23 protein-coding genes are annotated in these 26,719 nt (G+C 58.4%); 15 read left to right on the forward strand and 8 right to left on the reverse strand.

The features are described from left to right. Positions 1-66 precede the first annotated feature (66 nt). From BLT00_RS03485 to BLT00_RS03505, 5 genes are all read left to right on the forward strand, one after another. Positions 67-1,356 carry an MFS transporter gene (locus BLT00_RS03485; protein WP_092141701.1) on the forward strand — a complete coding sequence of 430 codons (1,290 nt, stop codon included), beginning with the start codon at positions 67-69 and terminating at the stop codon, positions 1,354-1,356. A 28-nt stretch (positions 1,357-1,384) separates the two neighbouring features. Then, positions 1,385-2,215 carry an amidohydrolase family protein gene (locus tag BLT00_RS03490; RefSeq protein ID WP_092141698.1) on the forward strand — a complete coding sequence of 277 codons (831 nt, stop codon included), beginning with the start codon at positions 1,385-1,387 and terminating at the stop codon, positions 2,213-2,215. A gap of 109 nt (positions 2,216-2,324) precedes the next feature. Continuing rightward, entirely contained in the window at positions 2,325-4,508 is a 2,184-nt protein-coding gene (locus tag BLT00_RS03495; RefSeq protein ID WP_092141695.1) for a PAS domain-containing sensor histidine kinase, read from the forward strand. Next, positions 4,505-4,906, forward strand: coding sequence for a response regulator (locus BLT00_RS03500; RefSeq protein WP_092141693.1), 402 nt, complete (start codon positions 4,505-4,507; stop codon positions 4,904-4,906). The genes BLT00_RS03495 and BLT00_RS03500 overlap by 4 nt, the downstream gene beginning before the upstream one ends. Before the next feature lie 188 nt (positions 4,907-5,094). Next, positions 5,095-5,538, forward strand: coding sequence for an HIT family protein (locus tag BLT00_RS03505; protein ID WP_092141690.1), 444 nt, complete (start codon positions 5,095-5,097; stop codon positions 5,536-5,538). Positions 5,539-5,572: 34 nt separating this feature from the next. Here BLT00_RS03505 and BLT00_RS03510 read toward each other — a convergent pair whose 3' ends face one another. After that, complete coding sequence (locus tag BLT00_RS03510; RefSeq protein ID WP_371856930.1) at positions 5,573-6,430, reverse strand: LysR substrate-binding domain-containing protein; 858 nt, start codon at positions 6,428-6,430, stop codon at positions 5,573-5,575. 243 nt (positions 6,431-6,673) lie between these two features. On the opposite strand from BLT00_RS03510, the gene BLT00_RS03515 reads away from it, so the two are divergent. The 9 genes from BLT00_RS03515 to metC are packed head-to-tail and all read left to right on the forward strand — an operon-like array spanning position 6,674 to position 16,820. After that, complete coding sequence (locus BLT00_RS03515) at positions 6,674-7,516, forward strand: transporter substrate-binding domain-containing protein (protein WP_092141683.1); 843 nt, start codon at positions 6,674-6,676, stop codon at positions 7,514-7,516. Between the two features lie 53 nt (positions 7,517-7,569). Further along, on the forward strand, positions 7,570-8,421 hold the full coding sequence (locus BLT00_RS03520; RefSeq protein ID WP_092141680.1) for a transporter substrate-binding domain-containing protein: 852 nt from the start codon (positions 7,570-7,572) through the stop codon (positions 8,419-8,421). Then, on the forward strand, positions 8,418-9,842 hold the full coding sequence (locus BLT00_RS03525; RefSeq protein WP_063321540.1) for an FAD-binding oxidoreductase: 1,425 nt from the start codon (positions 8,418-8,420) through the stop codon (positions 9,840-9,842). Before BLT00_RS03520 ends, BLT00_RS03525 begins: the two co-directional genes overlap by 4 nt. Next, complete coding sequence (locus BLT00_RS03530; protein WP_092141677.1) at positions 9,839-11,050, forward strand: aminotransferase class I/II-fold pyridoxal phosphate-dependent enzyme; 1,212 nt, start codon at positions 9,839-9,841, stop codon at positions 11,048-11,050. The genes BLT00_RS03525 and BLT00_RS03530 overlap by 4 nt, the downstream gene beginning before the upstream one ends. Further along, positions 11,047-11,781 carry an amino acid ABC transporter permease gene (locus tag BLT00_RS03535; protein ID WP_092141674.1) on the forward strand — a complete coding sequence of 245 codons (735 nt, stop codon included), beginning with the start codon at positions 11,047-11,049 and terminating at the stop codon, positions 11,779-11,781. Before BLT00_RS03530 ends, BLT00_RS03535 begins: the two co-directional genes overlap by 4 nt. After that, positions 11,771-12,559, forward strand: a complete 789-nt coding sequence (locus BLT00_RS03540) for an amino acid ABC transporter permease (RefSeq protein WP_092141671.1) — start codon at positions 11,771-11,773, stop codon at positions 12,557-12,559. Before BLT00_RS03535 ends, BLT00_RS03540 begins: the two co-directional genes overlap by 11 nt. Next, positions 12,546-13,382 carry an amino acid ABC transporter ATP-binding protein gene (locus tag BLT00_RS03545; protein ID WP_092141668.1) on the forward strand — a complete coding sequence of 279 codons (837 nt, stop codon included), beginning with the start codon at positions 12,546-12,548 and terminating at the stop codon, positions 13,380-13,382. Before BLT00_RS03540 ends, BLT00_RS03545 begins: the two co-directional genes overlap by 14 nt. A gap of 27 nt (positions 13,383-13,409) precedes the next feature. Beyond that, positions 13,410-14,009: a cysteine dioxygenase family protein gene (locus BLT00_RS03550; protein WP_092141665.1), complete on the forward strand. Its 600-nt coding sequence runs from the start codon at positions 13,410-13,412 to the stop codon at positions 14,007-14,009. A 45-nt stretch (positions 14,010-14,054) separates the two neighbouring features. After that, on the forward strand, positions 14,055-16,820 hold the full coding sequence (gene metC / locus BLT00_RS03555; protein ID WP_092141662.1) for a cystathionine beta-lyase: 2,766 nt from the start codon (positions 14,055-14,057) through the stop codon (positions 16,818-16,820). A gap of 114 nt (positions 16,821-16,934) precedes the next feature. Here metC and BLT00_RS03560 read toward each other — a convergent pair whose 3' ends face one another. The 7 genes from BLT00_RS03560 to BLT00_RS03590 form a co-directional block, all read right to left on the reverse strand. Next, positions 16,935-17,528 (reverse strand): hypothetical protein, encoded by a 594-nt coding sequence (locus BLT00_RS03560; protein WP_139199601.1) that lies wholly within the window; start codon positions 17,526-17,528, stop codon positions 16,935-16,937. A gap of 118 nt (positions 17,529-17,646) precedes the next feature. After that, positions 17,647-18,606 carry a hypothetical protein gene (locus BLT00_RS03565; RefSeq protein ID WP_092141656.1) on the reverse strand — a complete coding sequence of 320 codons (960 nt, stop codon included), beginning with the start codon at positions 18,604-18,606 and terminating at the stop codon, positions 17,647-17,649. A gap of 3 nt (positions 18,607-18,609) precedes the next feature. Next, entirely contained in the window at positions 18,610-19,521 is a 912-nt protein-coding gene (locus BLT00_RS03570; RefSeq protein WP_092141653.1) for a Rossmann-fold NAD(P)-binding domain-containing protein, read from the reverse strand. A gap of 62 nt (positions 19,522-19,583) precedes the next feature. Beyond that, on the reverse strand, positions 19,584-20,882 hold the full coding sequence (locus tag BLT00_RS03575) for a hypothetical protein (RefSeq protein ID WP_092152509.1): 1,299 nt from the start codon (positions 20,880-20,882) through the stop codon (positions 19,584-19,586). Positions 20,883-20,921: 39 nt separating this feature from the next. Next, complete coding sequence (locus tag BLT00_RS03580) at positions 20,922-22,013, reverse strand: hypothetical protein (protein WP_092141646.1); 1,092 nt, start codon at positions 22,011-22,013, stop codon at positions 20,922-20,924. 738 nt (positions 22,014-22,751) lie between these two features. Continuing rightward, entirely contained in the window at positions 22,752-24,611 is a 1,860-nt protein-coding gene (locus BLT00_RS03585) for an ABC transporter ATP-binding protein (protein ID WP_092141643.1), read from the reverse strand. A gap of 147 nt (positions 24,612-24,758) precedes the next feature. Beyond that, positions 24,759-25,649 carry a LysR family transcriptional regulator gene (locus BLT00_RS03590; RefSeq protein WP_092141640.1) on the reverse strand — a complete coding sequence of 297 codons (891 nt, stop codon included), beginning with the start codon at positions 25,647-25,649 and terminating at the stop codon, positions 24,759-24,761. A 113-nt stretch (positions 25,650-25,762) separates the two neighbouring features. Here BLT00_RS03590 and argC point away from each other — a divergent pair, with 113 nt between their 5' ends. Continuing rightward, positions 25,763-26,692 carry an N-acetyl-gamma-glutamyl-phosphate reductase gene (gene argC / locus BLT00_RS03595; RefSeq protein WP_092141637.1) on the forward strand — a complete coding sequence of 310 codons (930 nt, stop codon included), beginning with the start codon at positions 25,763-25,765 and terminating at the stop codon, positions 26,690-26,692. Positions 26,693-26,719 lie beyond the last annotated feature (27 nt).

Raw genomic sequence — 26,719 nt, forward strand, 5'->3', positions numbered from 1 at the left:
GACTGGCCCTGTAGCGGCGCGGTTCGCTCTCGGCTGCCTTTCGTTCCACCCATAAGGATAACAATCATGTTCAGTTGGTATCGCCAAGTCACCGCGCGGGAGCGCAAAACGTTTTGGGCCTGTTTCGGCGGATGGTCGCTCGACGCCTTGGAAGTACAGATGTTCGGCCTGGCGATCCCGGCGTTGATCGCCGCGTTCGCCTTGAGCAAGGGCGATGCCGGGCTGGTCAGCGGCGTGACCTTGGTCACTTCGGCCATTGGCGGTTGGGTCGGCGGGACGTTGTCGGACCGTTACGGTCGGGTGCGCACGCTGCAGTGGATGATCTTGTGGTTTTCGTTCTTCACCTTCCTGTCGGCGTTCGTCACAGGCTTCCACCAGCTGTTGATCGTCAAGGCGCTGCAGGGCTTCGGGATTGGCGGGGAATGGGCCGCCGGCGCAGTATTGATGGCCGAGACCATCAACCCCAAGTATCGCGGCAAGGTCATGGGCACGGTACAAAGCGCCTGGGCGGTGGGTTGGGGGCTGGCGGTCGGCGTCTTCACGCTGATCTACTCCCTCGTGCCCCAAGACATGGCCTGGCGGGTGATGTTCGTCGTGGGCCTGCTGCCGTCGTTCCTGATCATCTGGGTGCGGCGCAACGTTGAAGAGCCCGACAGTTTCCAGCGCCTGAAAAAAGACAACGTCATCCCGCAAAGTTTCTTCAAATCCCTGGCCGGTATCTTTCGCCCCGAGTTGATCCGCGTGACCTTGTTTGGCGGGTTGCTGGGGCTCGGGGCGCACGGTGGTTACCACGCCGTGATGACCTGGTTGCCGACCTTCCTCAAAACCGAGCGCAACCTGTCGGTGCTCAACTCCGGCGGCTATCTGGCGGTGATCATCTTCGCCTTCTGGTGCGGCTGCGTAGTCAGTGGCCTGTTGATCGATCGCATTGGACGTCGGAAGAACATCGTGCTGTTCGCGCTGTGCTGCGTGGTCACCGTGCAGTGTTATGTGTTCCTGCCGTTGACCAACACCCAGATGCTGTTCCTGGGGTTCCCGCTCGGCTTCTTCGCGGCCGGTATTCCGGCGAGCCTCGGAGCGTTTTTCAACGAGTTGTATCCGGCGGATGTGCGCGGTGCCGGTGTGGGGTTCTGCTACAACTTCGGCCGGGTGCTCTCGTCGGTGTTCCCGTTCCTGGTCGGCCACATGAGCGACTCCATGTCCTTGGGCTCGGCCATTGGCATCGACGCCGGGATTGCCTACGGCGTGGCGGTGATCGCGGCGCTGTGCCTGCCGGAAACCCGCGGCCGCAGCCTGGAAGCCGCTGTGGCATCGGCGCCTGTGGTGGAGAGTGACGGCCAGGGCGCCCGAGCCTGATTTTCCTTATTGTCGATAGATGAAACCCATGGTTGATATCCGTACTACGCCGATCGCCGGCATTGACTGCCACGCCCACGTATTCAGCCGCGGGCTGGAACTGGCGGCTGTCCGGCGCTACACACCTGACTATGACGCTACGCTCGCTCAATACCTGGGCCACTTGCACGCCCATGGCTTGAGTCATGGGGTGTTGGTGCAGCCGAGCTTTCTTGGCACCGATAACCGCTACCTGTTGGCTGCATTGCGGCAAGCACCGCAGCAGTTGCGCGGGGTCGTGGTGGTGGAGCGAGACGTCAGCCGGGCCGAGCTGGACGACATGGCCCGGCTGGGGGTGGCCGGTGTGCGCTTGAACCTGATGGGCAAGGCGTTGCCTGATTTTCGTGACGTTGCCTGGAACGGTTTTTTGCGTCATCTCGCGGAACTGGATTGGCATATCGAACTGCATGCCAACCTGGTGGACTTGCCGGGGTTGATCGGTCAACTGTTGCCGTTTGGTGTCCGATTGGTGGTCGATCATTTCGGTCGCCCGGATGCGCGTCAGGGGTTGGATCAACCTGGCTTTGCCCAATTGATGGAGTTGGGGCAGGGTGGGCAGGTGTGGATGAAGGTGTCCGGTATCTATCGATTGGGTGCAACGGCCCCGCGAAACCTTGAATTCGCCCGCGCTTCGTTGGCGGTGCTGGAACGCAGTTTTGGCCCCGAACGCCTGGTGTGGGGCAGCGATTGGCCGCACACTCAGCATGAAGCGCATGTCGGCTTCGAGACGGTCATGGCGCAGTTGCGCGCATTGGAATGTTCGGCGTCGCTGATGCATGCGTTAATGGTCCAGGCACCCCAGGCGCTCTTCAAGTTTTGAGGCGCGAGGTTGTGAGATTGAGTTTTCCTGAACTCGCCCGGTGAATAGGGATCTAGACATCCATTGATGCCCTGTGAAAGGTTTCAGCCAGGCGGTTTGAGGATGACTGATGTCGAACATTGAAGAGCTACCCAGGGAAACGCGTACACCAAGCGAGTACGAAAGCTTGATCGCGATGGGGACGAGCGCACTTGATGCCATTCCTGGTGCGGTGTACCTCTGTGATCGCAAGGGGTGGCTCGTCAGGTACAACGGTGAGGCGGCCGAGCTATGGGGAAGGGCGCCGGCACTTGGGGAGAACGGTGACCGTTTCTGCGGTGCCCATCGACTGTTCCTGACCGACGGTAGACCGCTGGCATTCGAACACTGCCCGACAGCTTTGGCGCTCACTACCGGCATTGCCTCGCGCAATCAGGAAGTGCTCATCGAGCGCCCGGATGGCTCGCGGTTCGTGGCGCTGATGAACATTCGCGCGCTCAAGGATTGCCGAGGCGTCATTCAAGGGGTGATCAACTGCTTCCAGGACGTTTCGGCGCACCACGCCATGGCCGAGGAGCTTCGGCGCAAGAGCGCCGACCTGGAAGACTTTTTCGAAAACAGCGCGGTGGGCCTGCATATCGTCAGCAGCGAAGGCATTATCCTGCGCGCCAACAAGGCAGAGCTGGCGCTGTTGGGCTATTCGGCCGACGAGTACATCGGCCGCCACATCACCGAGTTTCATGTCGACGAACCGGTTATCGGCGACATCCTCACCAAGCTGGGCAGCGGCGACTGCCTGCAAAGCTACCCGGCGCGACTGAGGGCAAAGGACGGCTCGATCAAGCATGTCATGATCACTTCCAATGGCCGGTTCGAAGACGGGAAACTCTTCAATACGCGCTGCTTCACCATAGATCGGAGCGGTGTCCATGCCGCCGAGGCGGCGCGCCAGGACAGCGATGACCGACTTTCGGCGACCTATGAAGCGGCGACCATCGGTATTGCCGAGGCCGACGTCGACGGTCGCTTGCTCCGCGTCAACGACGCCCTGTGCAACATGCTGGGCCGCTCGCGGGAACAGCTCCTGTCGATGACATTCCTGGACTATACCCACCCGGATTGCATCCCGCAGGACGCCGGATTGTACGCCCGCCAAGTGGCCGGTGAACTTGATAACTACGTGCTTCGCAAGCGCGCCGTGAAGCCCGATGGCGAGGTCGTTTACCTCGACATCCACAGTTCCTCGGTGAGAGACGCCAACGGTGCGTTTCGTTATGGCGTGCGAGTGCTGCAGGACGTCACGCTGGCGCGGCGGATGGAAAACCAGCTCCGCGAAAGCGAACGGCACATGCGCAATCTTCTCGAGGCGTTGCCTGCTGCGGTGTACACCACTGACGCCGACGGTCGTATCACCTTCTACAATCGCGCCGCCGTGGAACTGTCGGGACGAACACCGCAGTTGGGCGACATGTGGTGTGTGACCTGGAAGCTGTTCAATACGGACGGAACCGCGCTGCCTCACGATCAATGCCCGATGGCAGTGGCCCTGAAGGAAAACCGGCCGATACGCGGCGTCGAGGCCATTGCAGAACGGCCGGACGGTAGCCGCGTTCCGTTCACGCCTTATCCCACGCCTTTGCATGATGCCGATGGAAACCTGGTGGGCGCCATCAACATGCTGGTCGACATCTCCGAGCGAAAGCAGGCGGAAAATCGGCAGAAGACGCTGATCGATGAGCTCAATCACCGGGTCAAGAACACCCTGGCCACGGTGCAATCGCTGGCAGCCCAGACGGCACGCAACGCAGAGGATGCGAAAGACGGCTACAGGCGTTTCGAGGCAAGGCTCTTGGCCTTGTCACGGGCACACGATCTCTTGACGAAACGGCATTGGGGGCAGACGCCGCTCGACACCCTGGCCCACGAAGTGCTGATGCCGGTGTTTGGGCATGAGCCTGGCCGCATCGTGATCGAAGGCCCTTCTGCAGACGTCGGCACTCGCGTGGCGCTCAACCTTACGATGACCCTCAATGAATTGGCGATCAACGCGCTGAAATATGGTGCGATGTCGGTCGAGAGCGGGACGCTTGCCGTCACCTGGCACCTGCAAGCCCGGGCGGGCGGAACATTGCTGACCTTCGACTGGCGCGAACAAGGAGGACCACCCGTGTCACCGCCGGAACGGGAAGGGCTGGGTTCTCGCTTGATGCAGCGTTGCATCGAGCGCGACTTGGCCGGCAAGTTCGACCTTACCTACGCTCCGCAAGGCGTTTGCTGCCGCTTTTCGTTCCTGATTGGGGTAACCGGGGCATGACCCCATTTGTAGGCGTCAGGGTGCTGGTCGTCGAGGACGAAGGCGCGGTTGCCCTGTTGATCGAGGACATGCTGGAGGAGTTCGGATGCGAAGTGGTGGCCTCGGTCGCCCGGCTCGCGGCAGCACGTGACATGGCCGGCTCGGTGCAGGTCGATCTGGCGATCCTCGACGTCAACCTGGCTGGCGAGCGCGTTTTTCCGGTGGCCGAAATCCTTCGCGGTCGCCATATTCCCTTCCTGTTCAGCACCGGATACGGCGCCAGCGGACTGCCAGCCGAATACGCCGGCTACCCGGTCTTGCACAAGCCGTTTTCGCAAACTGAGCTGCAGCAAAAAATTGCCGTTACGCTGGCGGGGGCTCGTGAAAGCGGCTTGGCTGCCAGCACCGATGGCGACTGAGCCGCGGCCATCGCGAGCAAGCTCGCACACAGGGGGCTGGGCCAGACACGACTTTTGCGCACCGCTCGAAAAAACTGTGCGAGCGCGCCCAGCCCTTGGCTTCCAGGCAGGCCTCTACGAGACGTTGCCTCAGGACTGTGCTAAATCTCTTACCGGCAACCAACCTTCCCAAACTCCAAGGAGTGATCATGAGTCTCCACGGTCATTACGATCCGCAGAACATCTTTGCGCTGATCCTTCGCGGCGATGCGCCGTGCTACAAGATTTACGAAGATGCCGATGTGCTGGCCTTCCTGGATATCTTTCCTCAATCGCGCGGCCATGTCCTGGTCATCCCCAAAGCCTCCCAGGCGCGAAATATCCTCGAGGTCGAGCCCGCCGTCCTGGGCGCGATGATGTCTGCCGTGCAGCGCCTGACGCGGATCATCGTGGACGAATTGCAGCCGGACGGGGTTCAGGTCGCGCAGTTCAATGGTGCTGTGGCCGGGCAAACGGTCTATCACATTCACATGCACATCATTCCTCGTTGGGACGGTGAGGCGCCCGGTGTGCATGGCAGGGGCAAGGCCGATCCGCAGGAGCTTGAAGCACTCCAGGCGCGTCTGGTCGAGCGGATTCGCTCGCAAGCCTGACGCTGGGCAAGCACTCAAAAGGGGTATCGGCGCATCAGTTCCCGTGCCCCTGGCTGTTGCGGATCAACTCATATGCCCGGCGCACTAATGGGTTGACGGTATTCGGCCGAATCCACAGGTAATAAGTCACGTCCGGCAGCCGCGGTAAACCATCGTTTTCGCCCAACACCCGCATGTCCGGACCGAGCATTTCCATGCTCCGGGGCGTGACACCCAAGCCTGCGCGGGTCGCGGCCTTGATGCCGATCAGGTTCGAGGCCAGGTAGGCTTGGCGCCAGGGGATATTGGCGCGTTCGAGCGCCTCGAGGGCATAGCGGCGGTAGATGCTGGGCTCGTCCACCAGGATCAGCGGCAACGGCTCGCCGGGGTTGTGAAGGTACTGGGCCGAGCAGATCCACCACACTGGCGAGGTGCGCAAGGCGAAGCCTTCAAGGCTCGGGTCCTGGCGGGTGGAAATGATCATGTCGACCTTGCCGCGATGCAGGTCGTCCATCAGGAACGGGCTGCGCCCGACATCGATTTCCAGGCGCAAGCGCGGGGCCGAGCGGGCGATGTGGCTGAGGATCGGCGGCAGGATGGTGTCGGCGATGTCGTGGGGCGAACCGATGCGCAGCACACCGCTGAGGCTGCTCTCACGCAAGGAGCTGAGGACGTCGTCATTGAGCGATAGCATCTGTCGCGCATGCCGCAACAGTTGCTGGCCGGCTTCCGTGAGCTGTTTTTGCCGCCCGCGCTTTTCGAACAGACTCACCCCTACCTGCTGCTCCAGGCGTTGCATGTGCTGGGTTACCGACGATTGCGTGCGGGACAGCTGGGCGCCTGCTTCGGCAAAGCTGTGGTGATCGACCACGGCGATGAAGGTGCGCAGCAATTCGAGATCGAGGGTCGACATGGGGGATGGCTTCATATCAAGAGTGCAAACCTAAACATTACAGATTTTTATAGATTGTGGGGAGGTTTACGGCTCATGGTTTGCTTAAGGCCAGTAAAACTGCGCTTATGCGTTTTTTTTCTGAAAGAAAAACCCTGAGAGTTATAACGATATTAGATATTTGAATTTCCTTTGCCCCTAAGCGCTACCTAGGATGCCCACTCATCAGGCCGGGGGACGCCGGCCATCCATGAGGGGAAATCCATGTTGCTCGAGCGCTCACCCGTAAAACGATTGCTGCCTGTCATGCTGGGCGCCTTGATCTCATTGTCGGCCGCCAATATCGCCCGGGCCGATGCCACCCTGGACAAAATCGAGCAACGCCACGAACTGGTGGTCGGCGTGCTGCTGTCCGGTGGCCCGTTCGGTGGCATCGACCCCGTCAACCAAAAACCGCGCGGGTTTAACGTCGACCTCGCCCAGGAGTTGGGCCGGCAACTCGGCGCCGAGGTGCAACTGGTGCCGGTATTGCCCGCCAACCGCGTACAGTTCCTGCAGCAGGGCAAAGTCGATGTGCTGATTGCCAATATGGAGTGGACCGCCGAGCGCGGTGAAATCCTCGGGTTCGTGCCCACGCCGTTCTACCGCGTCGGAGGCACCGCAGCGGTGCTCAAGGACAGCATGATCAGTCATTGGGAAGACCTGAAGAATCAACCGGTGTGCACTTCCCAGGGCAGCAGCTACATCAAGCCGCTCACCGAGTTGGGCGTCCAGATCAAGGCCTTCAAGAGCTCCTCGGAATCACTCCTGGCACTGCGTGGCAATAACTGCGTTGCGGCGGTGCACGACGCCACACTGATCAATCCACTGATTGCCGACAACGCCGAATGGCAGGGCTACCGCGCGCTGAGCCCGGAGCTTAACCCGGCCCCCTCGGTGATCTGGACGCGCAAGGGCGAAAGCGATACCCAAGCCAGGCTCGACCCGATCATCAAGCAATTGCACCGCAGCGGCTGGCTGATCGATGCCCAGACCCGTAACCGTATCACCCCGGCATCGCCGGCCCTGGTGGAGTTGCAGAAACAGTTCCAGGCCAGCGGCGCCTGAGGGGCATCACGCCTGCCTTTTCTCCCAACGACCGACGCTCAAGGTAATCGCCCATGACTTCATTTTTCGCCCGTCGAACCCTGATCAGCCTGTGCCTGGCGTGGTCCGTCGGCTGCGTTGCCAGCCTGGCCCAGGCCGACGCCACGCTGGACCGGATCGAGCAACGCCACGCCATCAGCGTCGGGGTGATGCTCAGTGGTGCGCCGTTCGGCACCATCGACCCCAAGACCGGCGAGCACCAGGGCTACAACGTCGAGTTGGCCCAGGGCATCGGCAAGGCGCTGGGCGTGGAGACCGAGACGGTGTCGGTGCTGGCGCCGAACCGTGTGCAATTTTTGCAACAGGGCAAAGTCGACATCCTGATCGCCAACATGCAGTTCACTGAGGAGCGTGGCGAGATTCTCGATTACGTGCCGACGCCTTATGAAGAGGTCGGTGGCGCGGCGTTGATTCGCAAGGGCTCAGGCATCAGCCAGTGGGCCGACCTCAAAGGCAAACCCGTGTGCGTGTCCCAGGGCAGCAACTTCATCAAGCCCCTGCAGGAAACCTACGGCGCGCAGATCAAGGCATTTCGCAGCCAGTCCGAGTCGCTGTTGTCGTTGCGCGGCAATGGCTGCGTGGCGGCGGTACATGTAAGCCCGACCCTGCATGCGCTGTTGAGCGAAGCCGAATGGGCAGGCTATGAAATCCCGCTGCCGGGGGATCTGATCCCGTCGAATTCGGTGATCTGGCTGCGCAAGGGCGAGCACGATACCCAGGCCAAACTCGATGCCATCGTGCGCGAGTGGCACCGCAGCGGCTGGTTGATCGAACTGGGCGAGCGCACCGGTATGGCACCGTCCCAGGCCCTGCGGGATCTGCATGCCAAGTACAGCAATACCGCCCCCTTGGCCGCGCAACCATGAGCCAGTCGTTGTTTGTGGCATTGCAGGCGCTGGTGGGCGCCAGGCATGTGCAGGACGGTGAAGAGGCCGCGCCGTACTTGACCGATAAGCAGGGCCGTTACGTTGGCCAGGTGATTGCCGCCGTACACCCGGCCAGCACCGAAGAGGTCGCAGCGGTAGTCCGGGCTTGCGCTGCGGCCGATACGCCCGTGGTGGTGCAGGGCGGCAACACTGGACTGATGGGCGGCGCCACCCCGGACGCCAGCGGCCGCGCCGTGTTGCTGTTGCTCGATCGAATGAATCGGGTACGCGCCGTGGACACCGACAACGACACCCTGACCGTCGAGGCGGGTTGCATCCTGCAAACCGTCCAGGACGTTGCCCGCGAAGCCGGTCGCCTGTTTCCCTTGAGCCTTGGCGCCGAAGGCAGTTGCACCCTCGGCGGCAACCTGGGCACCAACGCCGGCGGTACCGCGGTGCTGCGCTACGGCAACACCCGCGAACTGACCCTGGGCCTGGAAGTCGTGACTGCCCAAGGTGAAATCTGGAACGGCCTGCGTGGCTTGCGCAAGGACAACACCGGCTACGACTTGCGGGACCTGTTCATCGGCAGCGAAGGCACCCTCGGCATTATCACCGCTGCGACGCTGAAGCTGTTCCCACTGCCCAAGGCCCGGGCCACCGCGCTATTGGCGTTCGACTCGTTGGAGCAGGCAGTGGCCTTGCTGTCCCACGCCCGCGCCGGCTTTGGTGCCAGCCTGACGGCGTTCGAGTTGCTCAGTGCCGAGTGCCTTGCGCTATTGCGCGAGCAGTTTCCCGACGGGCCGCGACCTTTCTCTGGCACTCGCTGGCCTTGGTTCGCGCTGTTGGAACTGTCCGATAACCACAGCGAAAGCCGTGCACGGGAAGTCTTCGAACAGGTGTTGGGTGAGGCCTTCGAGCAGCAGCTGCTGGCCGATGCGCTGATCGCTGAAAACCTCGTCCAGAGCCAGGCGTTCTGGCAATTGCGCGAAAACATGAGCGATGCACAAAAGCGCGCCGGTCGTAACATGAAACATGACATCTCGGTGCCGATTTCCCAGGTCGTGGCGTTCGTTGCCCATACCGATGCGCTGCTGCAACAGCATTTTCCCGGCGTGCGGCACTACACCTTCGGGCACCTGGGCGACGGCAACCTGCACTACAACGTTGCCCATCCGCTGGACTCCACGGTTGATGCGCACATGGCCCATTACCCGGCGCTCAGCCAGCTAGTCCACGACAGCGCCCATGCCCACGGTGGCTCGATCAGTGCTGAACACGGTATCGGCCAGCGCAAGGTGAATGTACTGGGTCGCTACAAAAGTGCGGTGGAACTGGATCTGATGCATCGGATCAAGCAGGCGCTGGATCCGCGCAACCTGCTCAACCCGGGCAAGGTCCTGGAGGAAACGCGGCCATGACCCTTTACCTGTCCAAGCGCGTGCAGCGTGTCTCGCTGTCAGCCAATGCCGCTGCCAAGTCCCGGGCCACGGCCCTGCGCGAGGCCGGTCGCGATATCCTCGACCTGACCACCGGTGAGCCGGATTTCGATACGCCGACGCACATCAAGCAGGCCGCCTATGCGGCCATTGCCGCCGGCGCCACCAAGTACACGCCGACGCCAGGCGTGAAGGCCTTGCGTGTGGCCGTGCAACGCAAGCTGTGCACGGAAAACCAGTTGGACTATCCGCTGGAGTCCATCGTGATTGCCAACGGTGCGAAACAGATCATCTTCAATGCCTTCGCCGCCACCCTCGATGACGGCGACGAAGTGTTGGTGCCGACTCCGTACTGGCCGTCCTTCCCGGACAGCGTGCGCTTCAACGGTGGTGAGCCGGTGTTCATCGAGTGCGGGTTGGAGCAGGGCTGCAAGCTCACGCCGCAACAGCTTGAGCAACACATCGGCGAGCGCACGCGCTGGCTGATCCTCAACAGCCCCGGCAACCCCAGCGGCGCGGTGTACAGCGAGGCAGAACTGCAAGGCTTGGCCCAGGTGCTGCGCCGGCATGCCCACGTGCTGATTCTGCTGGACGAACTCTACGAGCATATTCGTTTCGACGGGCGTGCGGCCCAGAACCTGCTCAACGTCGCGCCGGATTTGCAAGCACGCTGCCTGCTGGTGGGCGGGGTGTCGAAAACCTATGCCATGACTGGCTGGCGCATCGGTTTCGGTGCCGGGCCGCAAGCGCTGAGCGATGCCATGACCGTGGTGCAATCGCAATCCACCTCCGGGGCGTCCTCGGTCGGCCAGGCGGCGGCCTTGGCGGCGTTCGAGGGCGGGCTGGAGTTCTTGCCGGAACAGGTCGCGGCCTATCGTCAGCGCCGTGATGGGCTGGTGAGCACCTTGCGCACTGTCGAGGGCCTTGAAGTCCTCGAGCCTCACGGTGGTTTTTTCGTCTTTGTGCGCTGTGCTGGGTTGCTGGGGCGCTATCGCCCGGACGGCCTGCGCCTGGAGCACGATGCCGATGTCGTGGCGTACCTGCTGGACGCGGGCGTCGCCGGCGTTGCGGGCAGTGCCTATGGCTTGTCGCCGTGGTTTCGCCTGTCCATCGCCACGGCGACCGAAACCGTCGCCGAAGCAGGCCGCCGTATTGCCTTCGCCTGCGGGCAATTGAGGGGCGAGCCATGAGCCATTGGCTGGAACAATTCGTCCACTGGAGCGCCGGGCTTGGCCTCAATTACAATTTTTTGCTCGATGCCTATCAGCGCGGCACGTTGGAGCAGGGCGCGTTGACCACGGTGCTGTTGTGCCTGCTGACCATTGTCGGCAGCCTGCTGGCGGGCGTCGGCCTGGCGGCGCTGTTGACCTCGGGCAAGCCCTGGCTCGCCAGGCCTGCGCGGGTGTTTGTCGAAGTCACCCGCAACACACCGACCCTGGTGCAGCTGTATTGCGCCTTCCTGGTGCTGAACATGTTGCTGACCGAGGCCGTCGGTGCGGCCAACCCACTGACACCCTTCGCCTGGGTGGTGATCGTGATCTCGCTGCACAAGGGTGCGTTCCACGCCGAGGCGTTGCGGGCCGGCATTGAAGCGGTGCCCGCGGTGACACTGGAGGCGGCCAGTTCGCTGGCCTTCAACAACCGCCAATTGTTATGGAACGTGCAACTGCCCCTGGCCCTGCGTTTTGCCTTGCCGTCGCTGATCAACAACCTGATCGACCTGGTGAAAATGACCGCTGTGGCCTCGGCCATCGCCGTGGGCGACATCACCTACGCGGCCATCATGATCTGGACCCAGAGCGATAACGTGCTGGAGCTGATGATCCTGATCCTGGGTTTTTTCGGCCTGTTGAGTTTCACCGTCAATTGCGTGGGCCGCTACCTCGAAGCGCGCCTGAGGATGCCCGGCTATGGCCATTGATTCGTCCGTTATCGCGCCGCTGACTTGGCCGCGTAGACATTTCGGCAAAGTGCTGCTGGGGGTGGGGGCGCTGTCCTGGCTGATGTATTTCGCCCCGCACAGCCCGGTGTTCAAGGCGTTACTGCAATGGTCGCCGGCCCTGGCCGCAGGGTTCGGCCAGAACATTCTCATCAGCCTGCTGGCCATTGGGCTGGGTTCTGCGGCGGGGTTGTTGGTCGGTGCCATGGTCCTGTCGCCCCTGCGCTTGCTGCGCTGGCCGGCGCGGATCTGGGTGCAGGTCTTCCGCAATGCACCCTGGCTGGTGCTGATCTACTTCACCACGTATGTGTTCCCGTTCGAGATTCGTATCGGCAGTGCCTATGTCGCGTTCCCCGACTGGGTCAAGGTCACCCTCGGCCTGGCTTTGCCGGCCAGCGCCAATGTCGCGGAAATCTTCCGTGGCGCCATCGCCTCGATCCCCTGCACCCAATGGGAAGCAGCGCGCTCCCTGGCGTTCACCCGTGGGCAGATTTTCCGCTCGATCATCCTGCCGCAGTGCTTCAAGCGCATGTTGCCGCCGTGGATGAACCTCTACGCGGTGATCACCATGGGCACCGCACTGGCTTCCCTGGTAGGCGTGCACGACGTGATCGACACCGCGCAGATCGCCAGCAACACGGTGAACCTGACCGGCTTCACGGTGGTGATCTACCTGAGCCTGCTGGTGCTGTTCTTTGTTTATTGCTACCCGATTTCCCGCCTTACCCAATACCTGGAGCGACGTTATGCCTTCTACTGAAACCGTCGCCGAACCCCTGGTCAGCCTGCGCGACCTGCACCTGTCGTTCGGCAGCAACCCGGTGCTCAAGGGCATTGACCTGGACGTGCGCCGTGGTGAAGCCGTGTCGATCATCGGCCCGTCCGGCTCGGGCAAGTCGACGATCCTGCGCTGCATCACCGGTCTGTTGCAGCCCCAGCGGGGCAGTATCCGCGTCGGTGCCACCGAGGTTCATGCGCTGGCTCAGGAAGCCCAGCGTATCGAACTGCGCAAGCGCGTCGGGTTTGTGTTCCAGCAGTACAACCTGTTCCCGCACCTGTCGGTGCTGGAGAACCTGGTAATTGCACCGCGCAAGGTCCTGGGCCGCAATCGGCCAGATGCCGAGAAAGACGCCCGTGCTTTGCTCGCCAAGGTGCGCATGGAGCACAAGGCTGACGCCTACCCGGGGCAGCTCTCGGGCGGCCAGCAACAACGGGTAGCGATTGCCCGCGCCCTGGCGATGCGTCCGGAGCTGATTCTGTTCGATGAAGTGACCTCGGCCCTGGATCCGGAAACCGTTGGCGAGGTGCTGACGGTGATTCGCGAGCTGACCGAAGAGGGCATGACCTGCGTACTCGTCACCCATGAAATGCGCTTCGCCGAGGAGATCAGCGATGTCGTCTATTTCACCGAAAACGGCGTGATCGTCGAGCACGGTAGCGCCGCGCGGATTTTCCAGCACCCCACCAGCGAGCGCACCCGGGAGTTTCTGCGCCATGCCTTGGGTGACCCGGGGCGGCGGCCGCCCATCGCCGATGATCCTTACCTGTTGACCAACCTGAGTCGCTACAGCCTGTCCGTCTGACTTTTTGTAAAAAATGGAGCCCGCCTCATGAGTATTTTCAACCACCCAGATGTCATCGAAGACTTTCTGCAGAAAGTGCGCGTCATCCACCAGCGCGGTGTCGACCGCGCCGCGCTGACGGAGATCGTCGCCCTGCTGGAAGGCCTGGCCGAGCGCCGCGACCTGTTCAACTTCGACGCCTTCCCCGCACCAGTGCCGGGGCAGGGCAGCACTGCGTTTCGCTATCGCCTCAATGACGACGGCGACTCCCCGACGCTGTATTTGAACTCGCTGTTGCCGGGTAAAAGCACGCTGCCTCACAACCACGAAACCTGGGCGATCATCAGCGCCGTCGAAGGCCAGGAAATCAACTTCGTCTACACCCGCGACGATGAAGGTCGCGAACCTGGCTACACCACGTTGCACCTGGAAAAAGAAGTGGTGGTGCAGCCCGGTACGTCCATCGCGTTCCTGGGTGACGACCTGCATGGCATTCGGGTCGCAGGCGAACAACCGACCCTGCATTTCCACCTCTATGGCTTGCCACTGGAATCGCTCAACGGCCGTTACGGCGTCGAGGAAGACGGGCGCATCCTCAATTACAACGCCTCGCAAATGGCACCGTCGATCAAGGCCTACGCCCACTGACGCCACCTCGCGTTCCAGTCATTCCATTTTTCCAGCGGGACTCTCATGAGCCAGACCCTAACTCCCCAGCAACTGCAGCAGTGGCTGTTCGACGGGCAGGAAATCGCCCTGTTTGATGTGCGCGAGCACGGCCAGTATGGCGAAGCCCATCTGTTTTTCGGGGTGAACCTGCCCTATAGCCGTTTGGAGTTGGAAGCGCGGCGGCTGGCGCCGAACCTCCGAGTGCGGTTGGTGCTCCATGACCAGGATGGCGCAGGCCTGGCGGCACGTGCGGCGCAACGCCTGCAAGCGTTGGGCTACGCCAATGTGCACATCCTGGAGGGCGGCGCCGATGGTTGGCAGGCCGCCGGCTATCAGCTGTTTGCCGGTGTGCACGTGCCGTCCAAGGCCTTTGGCGAGCAGGTAGAGGCAGTCCGGCACACGCCTCACGTCAGCGCCCGCCAACTGGCGCAATGGCAGGCCCGGGGTGAACCGCTGGTGATACTCGACGGCCGGCCGTTGGAGGAGTATCGCAAGATGACCATTCCCGGTTCGATCTGTTGCCCCAATGGCGAACTGGGCTACCGTGTGCACGACCTGGTGCCGGACGAGCACACACCCATCGTGGTCAATTGCGCCGGCCGGACCCGCAGCATCATCGGCGCCCAGACGCTGATCGACCTGGGGTTGAAAAACCCGATCTATGCCTTGGAAAACGGTACGCAAGGCTGGCACCTGGAGGATCTGCAACTGGAGCACGGCAGCGAGCGTCGCTATGCCGATCAGGTGTCGAGCACCACGCTGCCGGGGCAGCGTTTGGCGGCGACACGACTGGCCGAACGGGCCGGTGTGCCTACCGTCGAGGCTACCCAGGTCGAGCAGTGGGCGGCGGACGCTGGGCGCAGTCTGTTCCTCTGCGACGTGCGCACCGCCGAGGAGTTTGCGGCCGGCACGCTGCCGGGAGCGCAACACACGCCGGGCGGGCAATTGATTCAATCCACCGACCTGTATGTTGGCGTGCGTCAGGCGCGGGTGGTGTTGTTTGACAACGACGGCGTTCGCGCACCGGTCATCGCCAGTTGGTTGCGGCAGTTGGGGCATGAGGCTTTTGTATTGTCGGGTGGGTTGAGCAGTGGCTTGGCATTACCGGTTCCAGCAACCGTCGCATCCGAAGAACTGCCGCTGATCAGCGTGCTGGCCTTGGCCGATGCCCTGAAGGATGACGCGGTGGCATTGATCGACCTGCGTTCGAGCAGGGCGTTTCGCAAGGGGCATATCGCCGGGGCGCGCTGGTCGATCCGGCCGTTATTGGCTCGTGCGCTGGCGGGGGAGCAGCGGCCGCTGGTGTTGGTGGCCGATGATCCCCGACTCGCCGCCCTCGCGGCCCTGGAGTTGCCTCACGCTGAGGTCCGTTTGCTGGACGGCGGTCCAGATGCCTGGCGCTCGGCGGGCCTGGCGCTGCAAGAAGGCGCCGACACATTGCCGGATGCACAGTGCATCGATTTCCTGTTCTTCACTCACGACCGCCACGCTGGCAACAAGGACGCGGCGCGCCAGTACCTGGCGTGGGAAATCGGTCTGCTGGCGCAAATGAGCGAGGAGGAGGTCGCCAGCCTCAAGCCATTGCAGGAGCAGCCTCAAAGCACTGTCGCTGGGCGGCTGAGGACTCGTCTGGTCCACGGCGCGCGCACTGAAAAGGGCACCGGTGCCAGGGCCGTTAACGTACCCGTCAGCCGCCTGAGCACGGTGCTGTTCGACAACCTGGCACAGATGCGTGACGCCCGCTCCCGGCGCGACAGCGAGCGAGTCCTGAGTTATGGCGCCCGGGGCAATCCGACGGCCTTCGCCCTGGAAGACCTCGTCACTGAGCTGGAAGGTGGTTATCGCACTCGGCTGTTTGGCACCGGGTTGGCTGCCGTGGCGCAAACCTTCCTGGCCTACCTGCGGCCTGGTGATCATGTGCTGATCACCGATGCGGTGTATGCCCCGGTACGGCGTGTGGTCAGGGACTTCCTCGAAGCCTTTGGCATACAAGTCGGCTATTTCGCCCCCGACGGCAGCGACCTGCCCGGACGGCTGCAAGCCAACACCAAAATGGTCTACACCGAAGTGCCCGGTTCATTGCTGTACGAACTCTGCGACTTGCCGGCTATCGCCGCACTCTGCAAGCCACGGGCCATCCTGCTGGCAGTGGACAATACCTGGGGTTCGGGCGTGCTGTACCGGCCGCTGACATTGGGCGCCGACATCTCGATCATGGCCCTGACCAAATACCTGAGCGGCCACAGCGACGTGGTCATGGGCAGCGTGTGCACGCGTCAGAAGGCGTGGCCGGCACTGGCGGCCATGAGCGACACCTTCGGCAACACCGTCAGCCCCGACGATGCCTACCTGGTCCTGCGTGGCGCCCGCACCCTCATGCCGCGCCTGGACACGCATGAGCGCCAGGCCCTGGAAGTCGCCCATTGGCTGCAGGCGCAGCCGCAGGTGAAACGGGTCTTCCATCCGGCACTGCCCGAGCATCCCCGTCATGCGCTGTGGCAGCGGGATTTCAAGGGTAGCAATGGGTTGCTTTCCTTTGAACTACGTGAAAATGACGACGCCTATCTGCAGCGATTCATCGACGCATTGCAGGTGTTCGGCTTGGGTGCATCCTGGGGTGGGTTCGAGAGTTTGGTGACCGTCGCTGATACCAAGGACCGGCAAAGTGCCGAGGATCGGGCGTTGAATCCGGTGGTGCGCTTGCATGTGGGGTTGGAGGATGTGGATATGTTGGTTGAGGACCTGCGGCGGGGGTTCGCAAAGGCCGCTGCCAGCGCACCAATGACTTGAAGCGCCGTATGGTCAGGCTGGGGCGCCTTGCGAGCAGGCGCCCCCGCAAACCCCCGTCTTAGCGGTGCGCCGGACACGTCGCGGGACTGCTATGAGCAAGAGCGTCATCCGCTGCTAAACTGAAAAATTGCCAGACAACCGGGGTTGCAAGTTATGTAAGTTTTCATAATGCGACACCGCAATCTTCAGCTTGTTTTTATCAAAAAAGAATTTTCTCTTTTCGATGTTTTCAGCCTTGTATTCCTGGCCGCTAAGCGCTTTCTTGAGTAGCCCGGATACTTGGAAGCCAGGCGGGTCGTTCGGTTTAATGTACTGGCCATACTGGTCAGGAAGTGGGACGCTGCCCATGGCCTTTCTGATCAGGTTTATTTTATTGCGGCAGTCTGCTTCGTCTTCCAGGATTAAAGAAACCGAATCCATTCGCTGAAGATATTTTGTATGCACCCGTACGGTGTTTTCATAGGCTTGCGATAGGCGTATTGCTGCCTCATCTGGAGTGACTTTAAAAGAGGCAAGCCATGATGAAAAACAGTCGATTGGGTTGCGAAGAATAGTGATCAGCAGGATTTTTTCAAGGTTGAGATTGTTCGCCAAAAGTTCTACTGGATCATAGGTTGCTTCCGAGGCAAGGTATGGACCAAAGGCCTCTTTGAGCACCAGCCGTTTGCCAGCAAAATCCCGGAGTGAGAGGGTGGGATCGATTTTCATGTGCTCGCATCTTAAGATGTGCTTTAACGGTTGGAAAATTCCTATGTAATGAGAGGACGCCAGTGCGTTGAAGATGAATGTAGTGCCGCTTCTGCAGGGGCCAAGAATCAGCACGCAATCATACATTCAATATCTCCTTCTCGATTTGTCGCGTTAAGCCCTCTAGATCAGAATAACTCCAGTGGATACAAGCAGTACTTACCTTCTCGAGCAGCGACGCAAGCGGGAAATTTTGGGGGGCGCTAAAGCCTAACCATTTGGGGCGCTGAGGATCTATTGGAGAAAGCATCTGGCTTGCGACAATTTCCGCCGGTGATGAATCGTTTTGGATACGGGTTGGAAGAATTATTTTCTTCAGGTACACAGGTTTTTTTTGTATGCGCGATGGATCTACGTAGTCGGTAACACGGACAACTTCTTTTTTTGTGCTGCCTGGGATGACTAAACGGATCTCTTCAAACCACCCTAGAGCTTTGAATCCTTCCCCGCTTGGAATGATGGGTAACCTGTCATTGGTCAGGTAGCCAACGTCGGGTATCTGGAGAGATTGAAGCAAACTTGTTGTTTTTCCTTGACCTTTTTCCCCTACGAAGCAGAATCCGTAATCGCCGAAGGAGACGGCAGAGGCGTGGAGTATTGCGCCACCCTGGCGTTCTAACTCTGTAACAATAAGCTGTTTCAGTAAGCGTTGAAAATCTTTGGTGAATGAGCTGTTGTTGCGATACAAGACTTCAATGGTGTTCTTGTCTATTGAGAATAGTGTTCCGGAGTTGGGGTTGTAGATTGTGCGGGAAGTATCGGAGCTGTGCTTCACAAAGCCAGTACCAAAATCGCTTATGGCATTGTCGGTAAGGGGGTTGAAAAAAACAGTTTCTGACCAGTCAGAAAGGTCTGCTTTAAAGTCGGAGGTATTTTGGCGCAGATTGATTTTATAGTCGAAGGTGTCGCGGGGAGACTCGCCAATGGATAAGAATGGAAAAAGGTTCGCTTCATAGAGGTCTAAAAAGGCTAGTTTTTCTGTGGGCGAATGAAAGGTTACCAGGAAAATAAACTCATCGTAGTAATTCAGGTATAACATGATTTACGCCACCTTGTAGTTGGATAGTTGGTCGAGATGCATATCTATGAATTGCATGAGGCAGGTGTCGGTGCAACGCAGATTTTTCCCCAGCAGTGGCACGCCAATGAAATAGGTGGAGCCACTCGGGGTTACAACGCAAACCTCAGCGTGAATCACGCTATGGATGTTTTCGTTTAAATTGGATAAGGTTTGCATAATCGCCAATGCGCATGAATAGGAAGAGCTATTGACGACAGTATGGTATCTCTGGATTTTCCACCATTTATGGATGTCATTCTCCAAGAATGTGGAATGCAATTTTTCAAAGTCGCCACTGCTTACGTAGTCGTCCTGCTGGCTGCGAGCCTCAGAGTAAACCTTTGTAGACTTGAAACCATCAAACAGAAGCTGTTGGCTGTTATTGAAATAACACTGCTCATTCAGGTTGTGTGCCCCCATCACAAAGTCGACATGCGGGCACTGGAACTTCAGGCGATTGAAGTCATTTTGAACACCAACACCTACGATGAAGGCGTCAAGCCTCTGTCCTAGATAGGTGCCTAATAATGTCGTTGGATTGGTGACCAAAATTACGTTCTTGTGATTCAAGAAATCCAAGTAAGGGTCAATGACTTCCTTGTTGAGCTGGTAGAGGTCGCTTTTTCCGCTTCCTCTACTGGTTCGTTTCCCTGCTATCAGAACAATAGTGTCAGCCTTCTGAATGGCTTGTGGAGATCTACAGATTTCAAAATCGACCAGATTATCCTGGAAGCTAGCTCGGAGCTTGCATTCTTGCTCGTAGCTTTCAGCGTAAAATACGATCGAGAGTTCGTTGGCTGTTCTCAGGAAAGAAACCAGCGTTTGGCCTACTTTGCCCGTGCCACCGATGATGCAAACTCGCTTGACTGGGTATCCTTCCCTGAGTAACTTCATGTTTATCCTTTGTCACAGGCTGTAGATATGTGGATTTTTAAAACTTTTGCATTGGAAAATTTCTACAGCGATGGCTGTAGTTGTTTTGCCTGGAAATAGTGTACGTTGGCACCTAGAAATAAGAAGCTCAATAGATAGCAGAGTGAGTAAGTGGTTAACAAGGTGGAGCCAGACATGCTTGAGTCGGCATACCTGAAAATGTAACCCACATACCCTATGTAAACGACGGCGTTCATGACTATTTGGGTGATGATAGTATTGCCCAGTGCTCGAATGTGAGCCGATACGAGCATCATCAGGCTTGTGCAGCAAAACATGAAAATCAGGCTAGGGTTCAACCAGGGGTCTGCCGTATACATGTGAGCAGTAACGCCAAAAAGCTGACCGATTTCAATGCCCCATGTCACAAGGATGGCGATAGGTATAAGCATGCTAAGCGCGAGGTAGCGAAAGATCATCGACGAAAGACCTGGTTGGCCATTTCTAGATACGTAGATGCTGTGAATCTGAGTAAATGCTGAAACCGGGATTATTAGTAGGGTTGTTATGCTTACTGCAATTGAAAAAATAGACACCAGGTCTTTGTCAATTAAAAATAGTTTTTTATTGGCCATGAAAAATGCGAATCGCTGGGATGCAAGGCCAAGTCCGTTGGGGCTGCCAATTATAAAAAGGTGCCGAAGTACCGAGTAATTGAAGCTGAGTTGCCAAAGCTTGAGAGTGCTGCTTTTATAGATGTAGTAGGCCAGTTCCAGGCATTCACAGCCAAGCATGAGGTATGCAATAGTGAGCGAATAATTTTCTTTGTCGCTCAGCACAAACGCCGCGCCTGAAAAAAACATGAACGGGAAGAAGTTTATGAATCGGGCGATGCTGCTGCTGTTGCCTTTTACGTGAGCCTCAAAATATGCGTTAAAGAAGCTTGTAAGGATGTATATCGATATATAAATAAGGTACACATGGCAAAACGTCAGTGCCTTATAGTTTTTGGAAAGGCTGTCTATTTCACGATCGGATGTGATTGTGATCAGGTAACAAGCGGCTGCTACCAGGAATGAACAGGCAATGACCATAAGAAAGGATGACATGAAGATATTCTCACGTGTGCGTCCTCCCTCCAATGCCAGGTTTCCCACCGCCCTGAACATGAAGGTGACAACCGTCGCGGGAAATATAAATGCTGATGTGATGTAGCTGAAAAAGGCGAACTCATCGAAGTTTTTGTTTGCAACCAGAATTCCGGCAAATGCCATGCTGACAAAGGGGAAAAAACGATTTGCAGAAAACTTGAGTATGCTGGAATAGTAAAAGTTGGCGTAACTTTGGCGCGTCGCAGCTGCTTTCATTTGGCGAAAACCCATTTTCAAATGATCTGATACCCATAAGCCGTAGGCAGGTAATTATATTGCTCTATGGCTCTTAGGTATTTCAAATGAGTGCGAGCTGATTGCCTTGGCTGCGGCTAGTGCATCTAAATACTCAAGACAAACATTGTCGGTTATTTTCAGGTGCTCTTTTGCACGATCAATAATCATGTCCACTGATTGTGCGTTGTCTATTAATGCCCAAAAAAGCGCGGCCGAACTGGGGAGCTCCAGGATCGCTTTAGACTCGATCGTGAGGTACCATTTTGACATATGAAACATGACGCGGGCGTCCGGATTTTTGAGAATCAGCGGTTCATCACTCAGTTGATCAGTATCAACCAGCCTGGATTCAACAAAAAAAATCTCTTCCGGTACGATGTCGGCAATGATTTTGTAATCGGTGATCATTTGGTGAAATTTTTTGACAGAGATCAAGTATTTTTTACTTTCAACTGTCGATGAAACTGGAATGGAAGAGGCGAGTTCAAGAAATCTACGGAAGCCAAGATGGTGCTCTCCCAGGTATCGAGCTGCGTAGCGTACATGCCATTTTTCCAAGACTGATGTCGATCCGCGTATTGCCAGAAGGACACTGAGACTGTGCCTGAGTGCTTTATGTGCACTGAAGAGTGCTGAGCGCAGGTCATTAACCAACTTGAACCCCTGCGATACCTTGAGTTCACGCTCAGCGTTAAGCAAAGACAAGTCAGCGAGCCGAGTCCTGAATGTAGTAACATCAAATTCTTTTTTTATGCTGTCGAACACTGATTCCCCGCTAAGGGCAATGCCGGAATACACTCGATGGCAAATTAACATTTCATAGGCGCCGACGGACGCGAGATTTTCACCCTTTGAAATGAATTCCATTATTGAGTGTATTTTTGCGAGCGAAATCTTCGTTAGTTCTACAGGGCGCTTGAGTTCCGAAATCAAGACTTCTTCTTCTGTACAGTTGTCAAATACTGCATAGATGTCGTAATCGGAATTGGGTGTAGAGATTCCCTCCGTGATGGACCCTGACAAAAAACTGAAAATGGGTTGTGCCGTTGAGTGGAAATAACCTTTGACTAAGTTTTTTAAGGTGTCGAGCTCTTCAGTAGAAAGGTCTGCTGATGTTTGTTGCATGACATACCTCCATGTATGACTCAGTCCATCATCCGAAAACTATCGATGATTTTTAATGCGTGTAAGGCTGTAGACTCTAACAGGAATCGTGCACTTCCATGTGCGCTGGCTATCCTTGCGTTACTATTGACTACGCCGTGGCTTATTAAGCCACGCCGCCACCGCCACCGCCGCCACCACTTTTGGTAAAGGCAGCAGATGCACTGATGGCTTTCTGCTCTTGTGCACTAAGTACACGAATTGTCGTCGTCATAGTCTAATTCCTTCTAGTAAAGTTTTGTTCGAAGCAAAATCACTTCGAGCCCAAAACCTAGTCGTGGAAGAAATATTTGTCAAACGTCAATGTGGAAAAAAGTTAAAACTTTTTTTTGGCTGAAGTGAATTGGCGCGCTGGTCGATAATTATGATATGTGCCTGAGTGGCATTATCTAGCCATCATTTTTAATTGTATTTGATTTGTAACCGGCAGGTCCGCATGATTGTTATGTCTGGGCTCTCATGTGCCTTGATTTTTAAAGAATCAGGATCATTGCAATAAGGTATTTAAGGTCGTCAGAAAAAAACGTTGAGACACGTGATACAAATCCATGTCTTCAATTCAGAATTTGGGTATTCGGCAGCGCATCCAACCTCAATGCCCACTTGACCCAGCGCTTTTTCACCTAGCGCTGGAGGGGGCACAGTCACTGCGATTGGTTGAGAAAAGGTAAGTCGGGTTGTCCCCCGGGCCATCCACGCTCATACCTGATCCATCACCTCAGTCACCCACTGATCCTCACCCAGAAACCCGCCACTCTGATGCTGCCATAGCCGCGCATAGATGCCGTTTTTGGCGAGCAATTCAGCGTGCGTGCCCTGTTCAATGATGCGTCCATCGTCCATGACAATCAGTCGATCCATCGCCGCAATTGTGGACAGCCGATGGGCGATGGCGATGACGGTTTTGCCCTGCATCATTTCATCGAGGCTTTCCTGGATGGCCACTTCTACTTCCGAGTCCAGCGCGCTGGTCGCCTCGTCGAGGAGCAGGATCGGAGCGTTCTTGAGCATCACTCGGGCAATCGCGATGCGCTGGCGCTGGCCGCCCGACAGCTTGATGCCGCGCTCGCCCACCAAGGTGTCGTAGCCGGTGTGGCCCTGGCGGTCGCTCAGTTGGCTGATGAACTCGTCGGCCTGGGCATTGGCCGCGGCACGGCGGATTTGTGCGTCGCTTGCATCGGGTCGGCCATAGGCGATGTTGTCGCCAATGGAGCGGTGCAGCAGGGACGTATCCTGGGTGACCATGCCGATGGCGCTACGCAGGCTGTCCTGCGTCACATGCGCAATGTCTTGCCCGTCAATGCGAATCTGCCCGCTGTCGACGTCATAGAAACGCAGCAGCAAGTTGATGAGCGTGGATTTGCCCGCGCCGGAGCGACCTACCAGGCCGATTTTCTCGCCCGGGCGAATGTTCAGGCTCAAGCCATCGAGCACCTGGCGTTCACCGTTGTAGTTGAAGCTCACATTGTCGAAGGTGACCGCTCCGCCGGAGGTCACCAACACCCCGGCGTCCGGCGCATCCTGCACCTTGGGGCCGCGGGTCAGGGTGGCCATGCCGTCCTGCACGGTGCCGATGCTCTCGAACAGCGAGGTCATTTGCCACATGATCCAGTGCGACATGCCGTTGATACGCAACGCCATGGCAGTGATCGCCGCCACGGCACCGGCGCCGACTTCGCCCTGGTGCCACAGCCAAAGGGCATAACCGCCTGCGCCCATGATCAACCCCACCACCAGCGCCTGGTTGACGATTTCGAACTGGCTGACCAGGCGCATCTGGCGAAAGCCGGTCTGTTTGAAATCCTCCATGGCCGCGCGCGCGAAGTGCGCTTCACGATTGGAGTGGGAAAACAGCTTCACGGTCGTGATGTTGGTGTAGGCGTCCGAGATGCGCCCGGTCATCGAGGAGCGCGCATGGGCCTGTTCCTGTCCGACTTTCCCCAGGCGGGGCACGAAGTAGAGCATGGCCAGCCCGAACAGCACGATCCAGGCAAGGAAAGGCAGCATCAGTTTCAGGGCAAAGCCGCCGGCCAGTGCGATGATCGCGATGAAATACACGCCGATTCCGGGTGCGATCTCGATCAGGGTGAACAGCACGTCACGCACGGCCAGCGCTGTCTGCATCACCTTGGTGGTGACCCGACCGGAGAACTCATCGGAAAAAAACGACAGGCTTTGCCGCAGCATCAGACGATGAAAGTCCCAACGCAGGCGCAACGGCAGATTGATCGCCAATACCTGGTGCTGCACCATGGTACGCAACGCTACCAGTCCGATGCTGGCGAGCATGACGATGCCCATGCCCCACAGCACGCGACCTTCCTGCGCCGCCGCCTCACCACCGGCTTGCCAGGTCGAGAGCAGGTCTACGACCTGACCGAGGAAAGAAAACAACCAGGCTTCGTAGATCGACACTCCGGCGCTGAGCAGCGCAAAGGCAAGGATGTAGCCGCGGGCTCCCCGTGTGCACGCCCAAAGAAACCGAGCCAGGCCTTCGGGTGGCGGCGGTACCTCGTCGGGCGGGAAGGGGTCGAGTCTTTGTTCAAACACGCGAAGCATGGAGGGTCTCCGAAACGATCGATTAGGGAGATTCTGCCACTTAAAGGCTGCTTTGAGGGTTATGTGGCGCTGTGGTCGAATTGACCGCTCTCAGGGATTGGCTCTCATCCGGCGCCGGATCGCCGTGGGTAGAGGCATTCGAGGGCATCACTGCGCACTCAATTCCCACAACACATCCAGCACATGTTGCGTAGACCGCTCGATGTCCAGACTGCGGTGGGCGATACCCAGTTGACGCCACAATAAGGGCTTCAATGGCCGCATGACGATCCTGTTATCAAGCAATGGCGTGGCCGCCTCATGGGGCAACAACGTCGCACCATATCCTGCCGCCACCAGGCTTTTGATCGCGTCGTTGTAGTTCAGTTGGATACGCGGCGCAGGCTGTTGCCCATCACTGGCGAACCACTCCGCCGTCAAGCGCGAAAGACGCGTGCTGGCGTCATTCAAAATCAACGGCTGGGCGGACAACCAAGTGGGGGTCACAACCTCCGGGGACTCCCAGCGAGCCGGCAGGAACGCCATGACCGGGTCCCGTCGCCACGGCTCGATCCGCAAGCCCTTCACCGGGGACTGCGGCAGCGCAACCAAACCAACCTCCAGGGAGCCCTCGGCCAGTTTCTGCAAGGTTTCCTGGGAGGTCAGCACCGCGACTTGTACATCGATAGCGGGGTGGCGTTGGCTCAACGACTCCAAAGCATGGGGCAGCAACTGCGCGATGGCCCCGGTGGAAGCGCCTAGCCGCACACGCCCGGCCAACCCTTGCACCTGACGTTCGACGTCCTCAAGCGCCTGCTCTGCGTCTGCCAACAGGCGCCGCGCGCGTTCTACCAGCGTGTTCCCTATCGCTGAAGGCTGAACGCGCCCGCGCGTGCGCGTGCGCGACAACAGCTTGCCGCCCACGCGCGCCTCCAGGTCGGCGATATGCAGACTGACGGTGGGTGGTGCAAGGTGCAGCGCACGGGCGGCCTCGGCAAACGATCCCAGGTCGGCAATCGCCACCAACGTGCGCAGACGGTCCAGGCTGATTTCGCGCATGAAGATTTCCTTATTCAGAAAAACTGAATTTCATCGTTTGTAAATTCAACTTTTCCTATCTTAGAGCCTCGCTGAAGATTGGGCTCCTGATTTCCAATGTTCGAGAGCACTCCATGGCAAGTCCCCTTGTATTCATCGATGGCGACCAAGGCACCACCGGGCTGCAAATCCATCAACGTCTGCGCGAACGCAACGATCTGCGGCTTTTCACACTCAGCCCCGAACATCGCAAGGATCCGCAACGTCGCGCCGAAGCCATCAATCACTGCGACATCGCGGTTCTCTGCTTGCCCGACCAAGCCGCACGCGACGCCGTAGCGACCATCGAAAACCCCGCCGTTCGGGTGATCGACGCGAGTTCGGCGCACCGCACCCAGCCAGACTGGACCTATGGTTTCGCAGAGATGAATCCGCAACAGGCCCAACGCATCGCCGCTGCGCGACGGGTCAGCAATCCCGGTTGCTATCCAACGGGGGCGATCGGGTTGCTACGCCCATTGCTGGAGGCCGGATTGCTGCCCAGGGATTACCCGCTGAACATTCATGCCGTATCGGGTTATTCCGGAAAAGGACGTGCCGGCGTGCAAGAGCATGAGGGAGTAGGCGCAGCACAGGCGTCGGCGTTTCAGGTCTATGGGCTGGGGCTGGCACACAAGCATATTCCGGAGATTCAGCAGCAAAGCGGACTGACGCAGCGCCCGATGTTCGTACCGGCCTATGGCGCTTTCAGGCAGGGGATCGTGTTGACCATACCCTTGCACACCCGATTGCTGGCGCCAGGCGTGAGCGCGGTGCAGTTGCATGGGTGTTTGATGCAGCACTACGCCGATGCGCGCCATGTACAGGTGATGTCGATGCAAGAAGCGAAAGCGTTGACGTCCCTTGATCCTCAAGCGCTTAACGGAACTGATGATTTGCGATTGTCGGTGTTTGATAACGATGAGGCCGGGCAGGTTTTGCTGGCTGCGGTGTTTGACAATCTTGGGAAGGGCGCCGCTGGCGCGGCGGTGCAGAATCTGAACTTGATGCTTGCAGGCGCATGACCGAACAAATCAGCCCCGGTGTCCTGG

The sequence above is a fragment of the Pseudomonas sp. NFACC51 genome (genome assembly GCF_900103575.1).
GTDB lineage: Bacteria > Pseudomonadota > Gammaproteobacteria > Pseudomonadales > Pseudomonadaceae > Aquipseudomonas > Aquipseudomonas fluorescens_Q.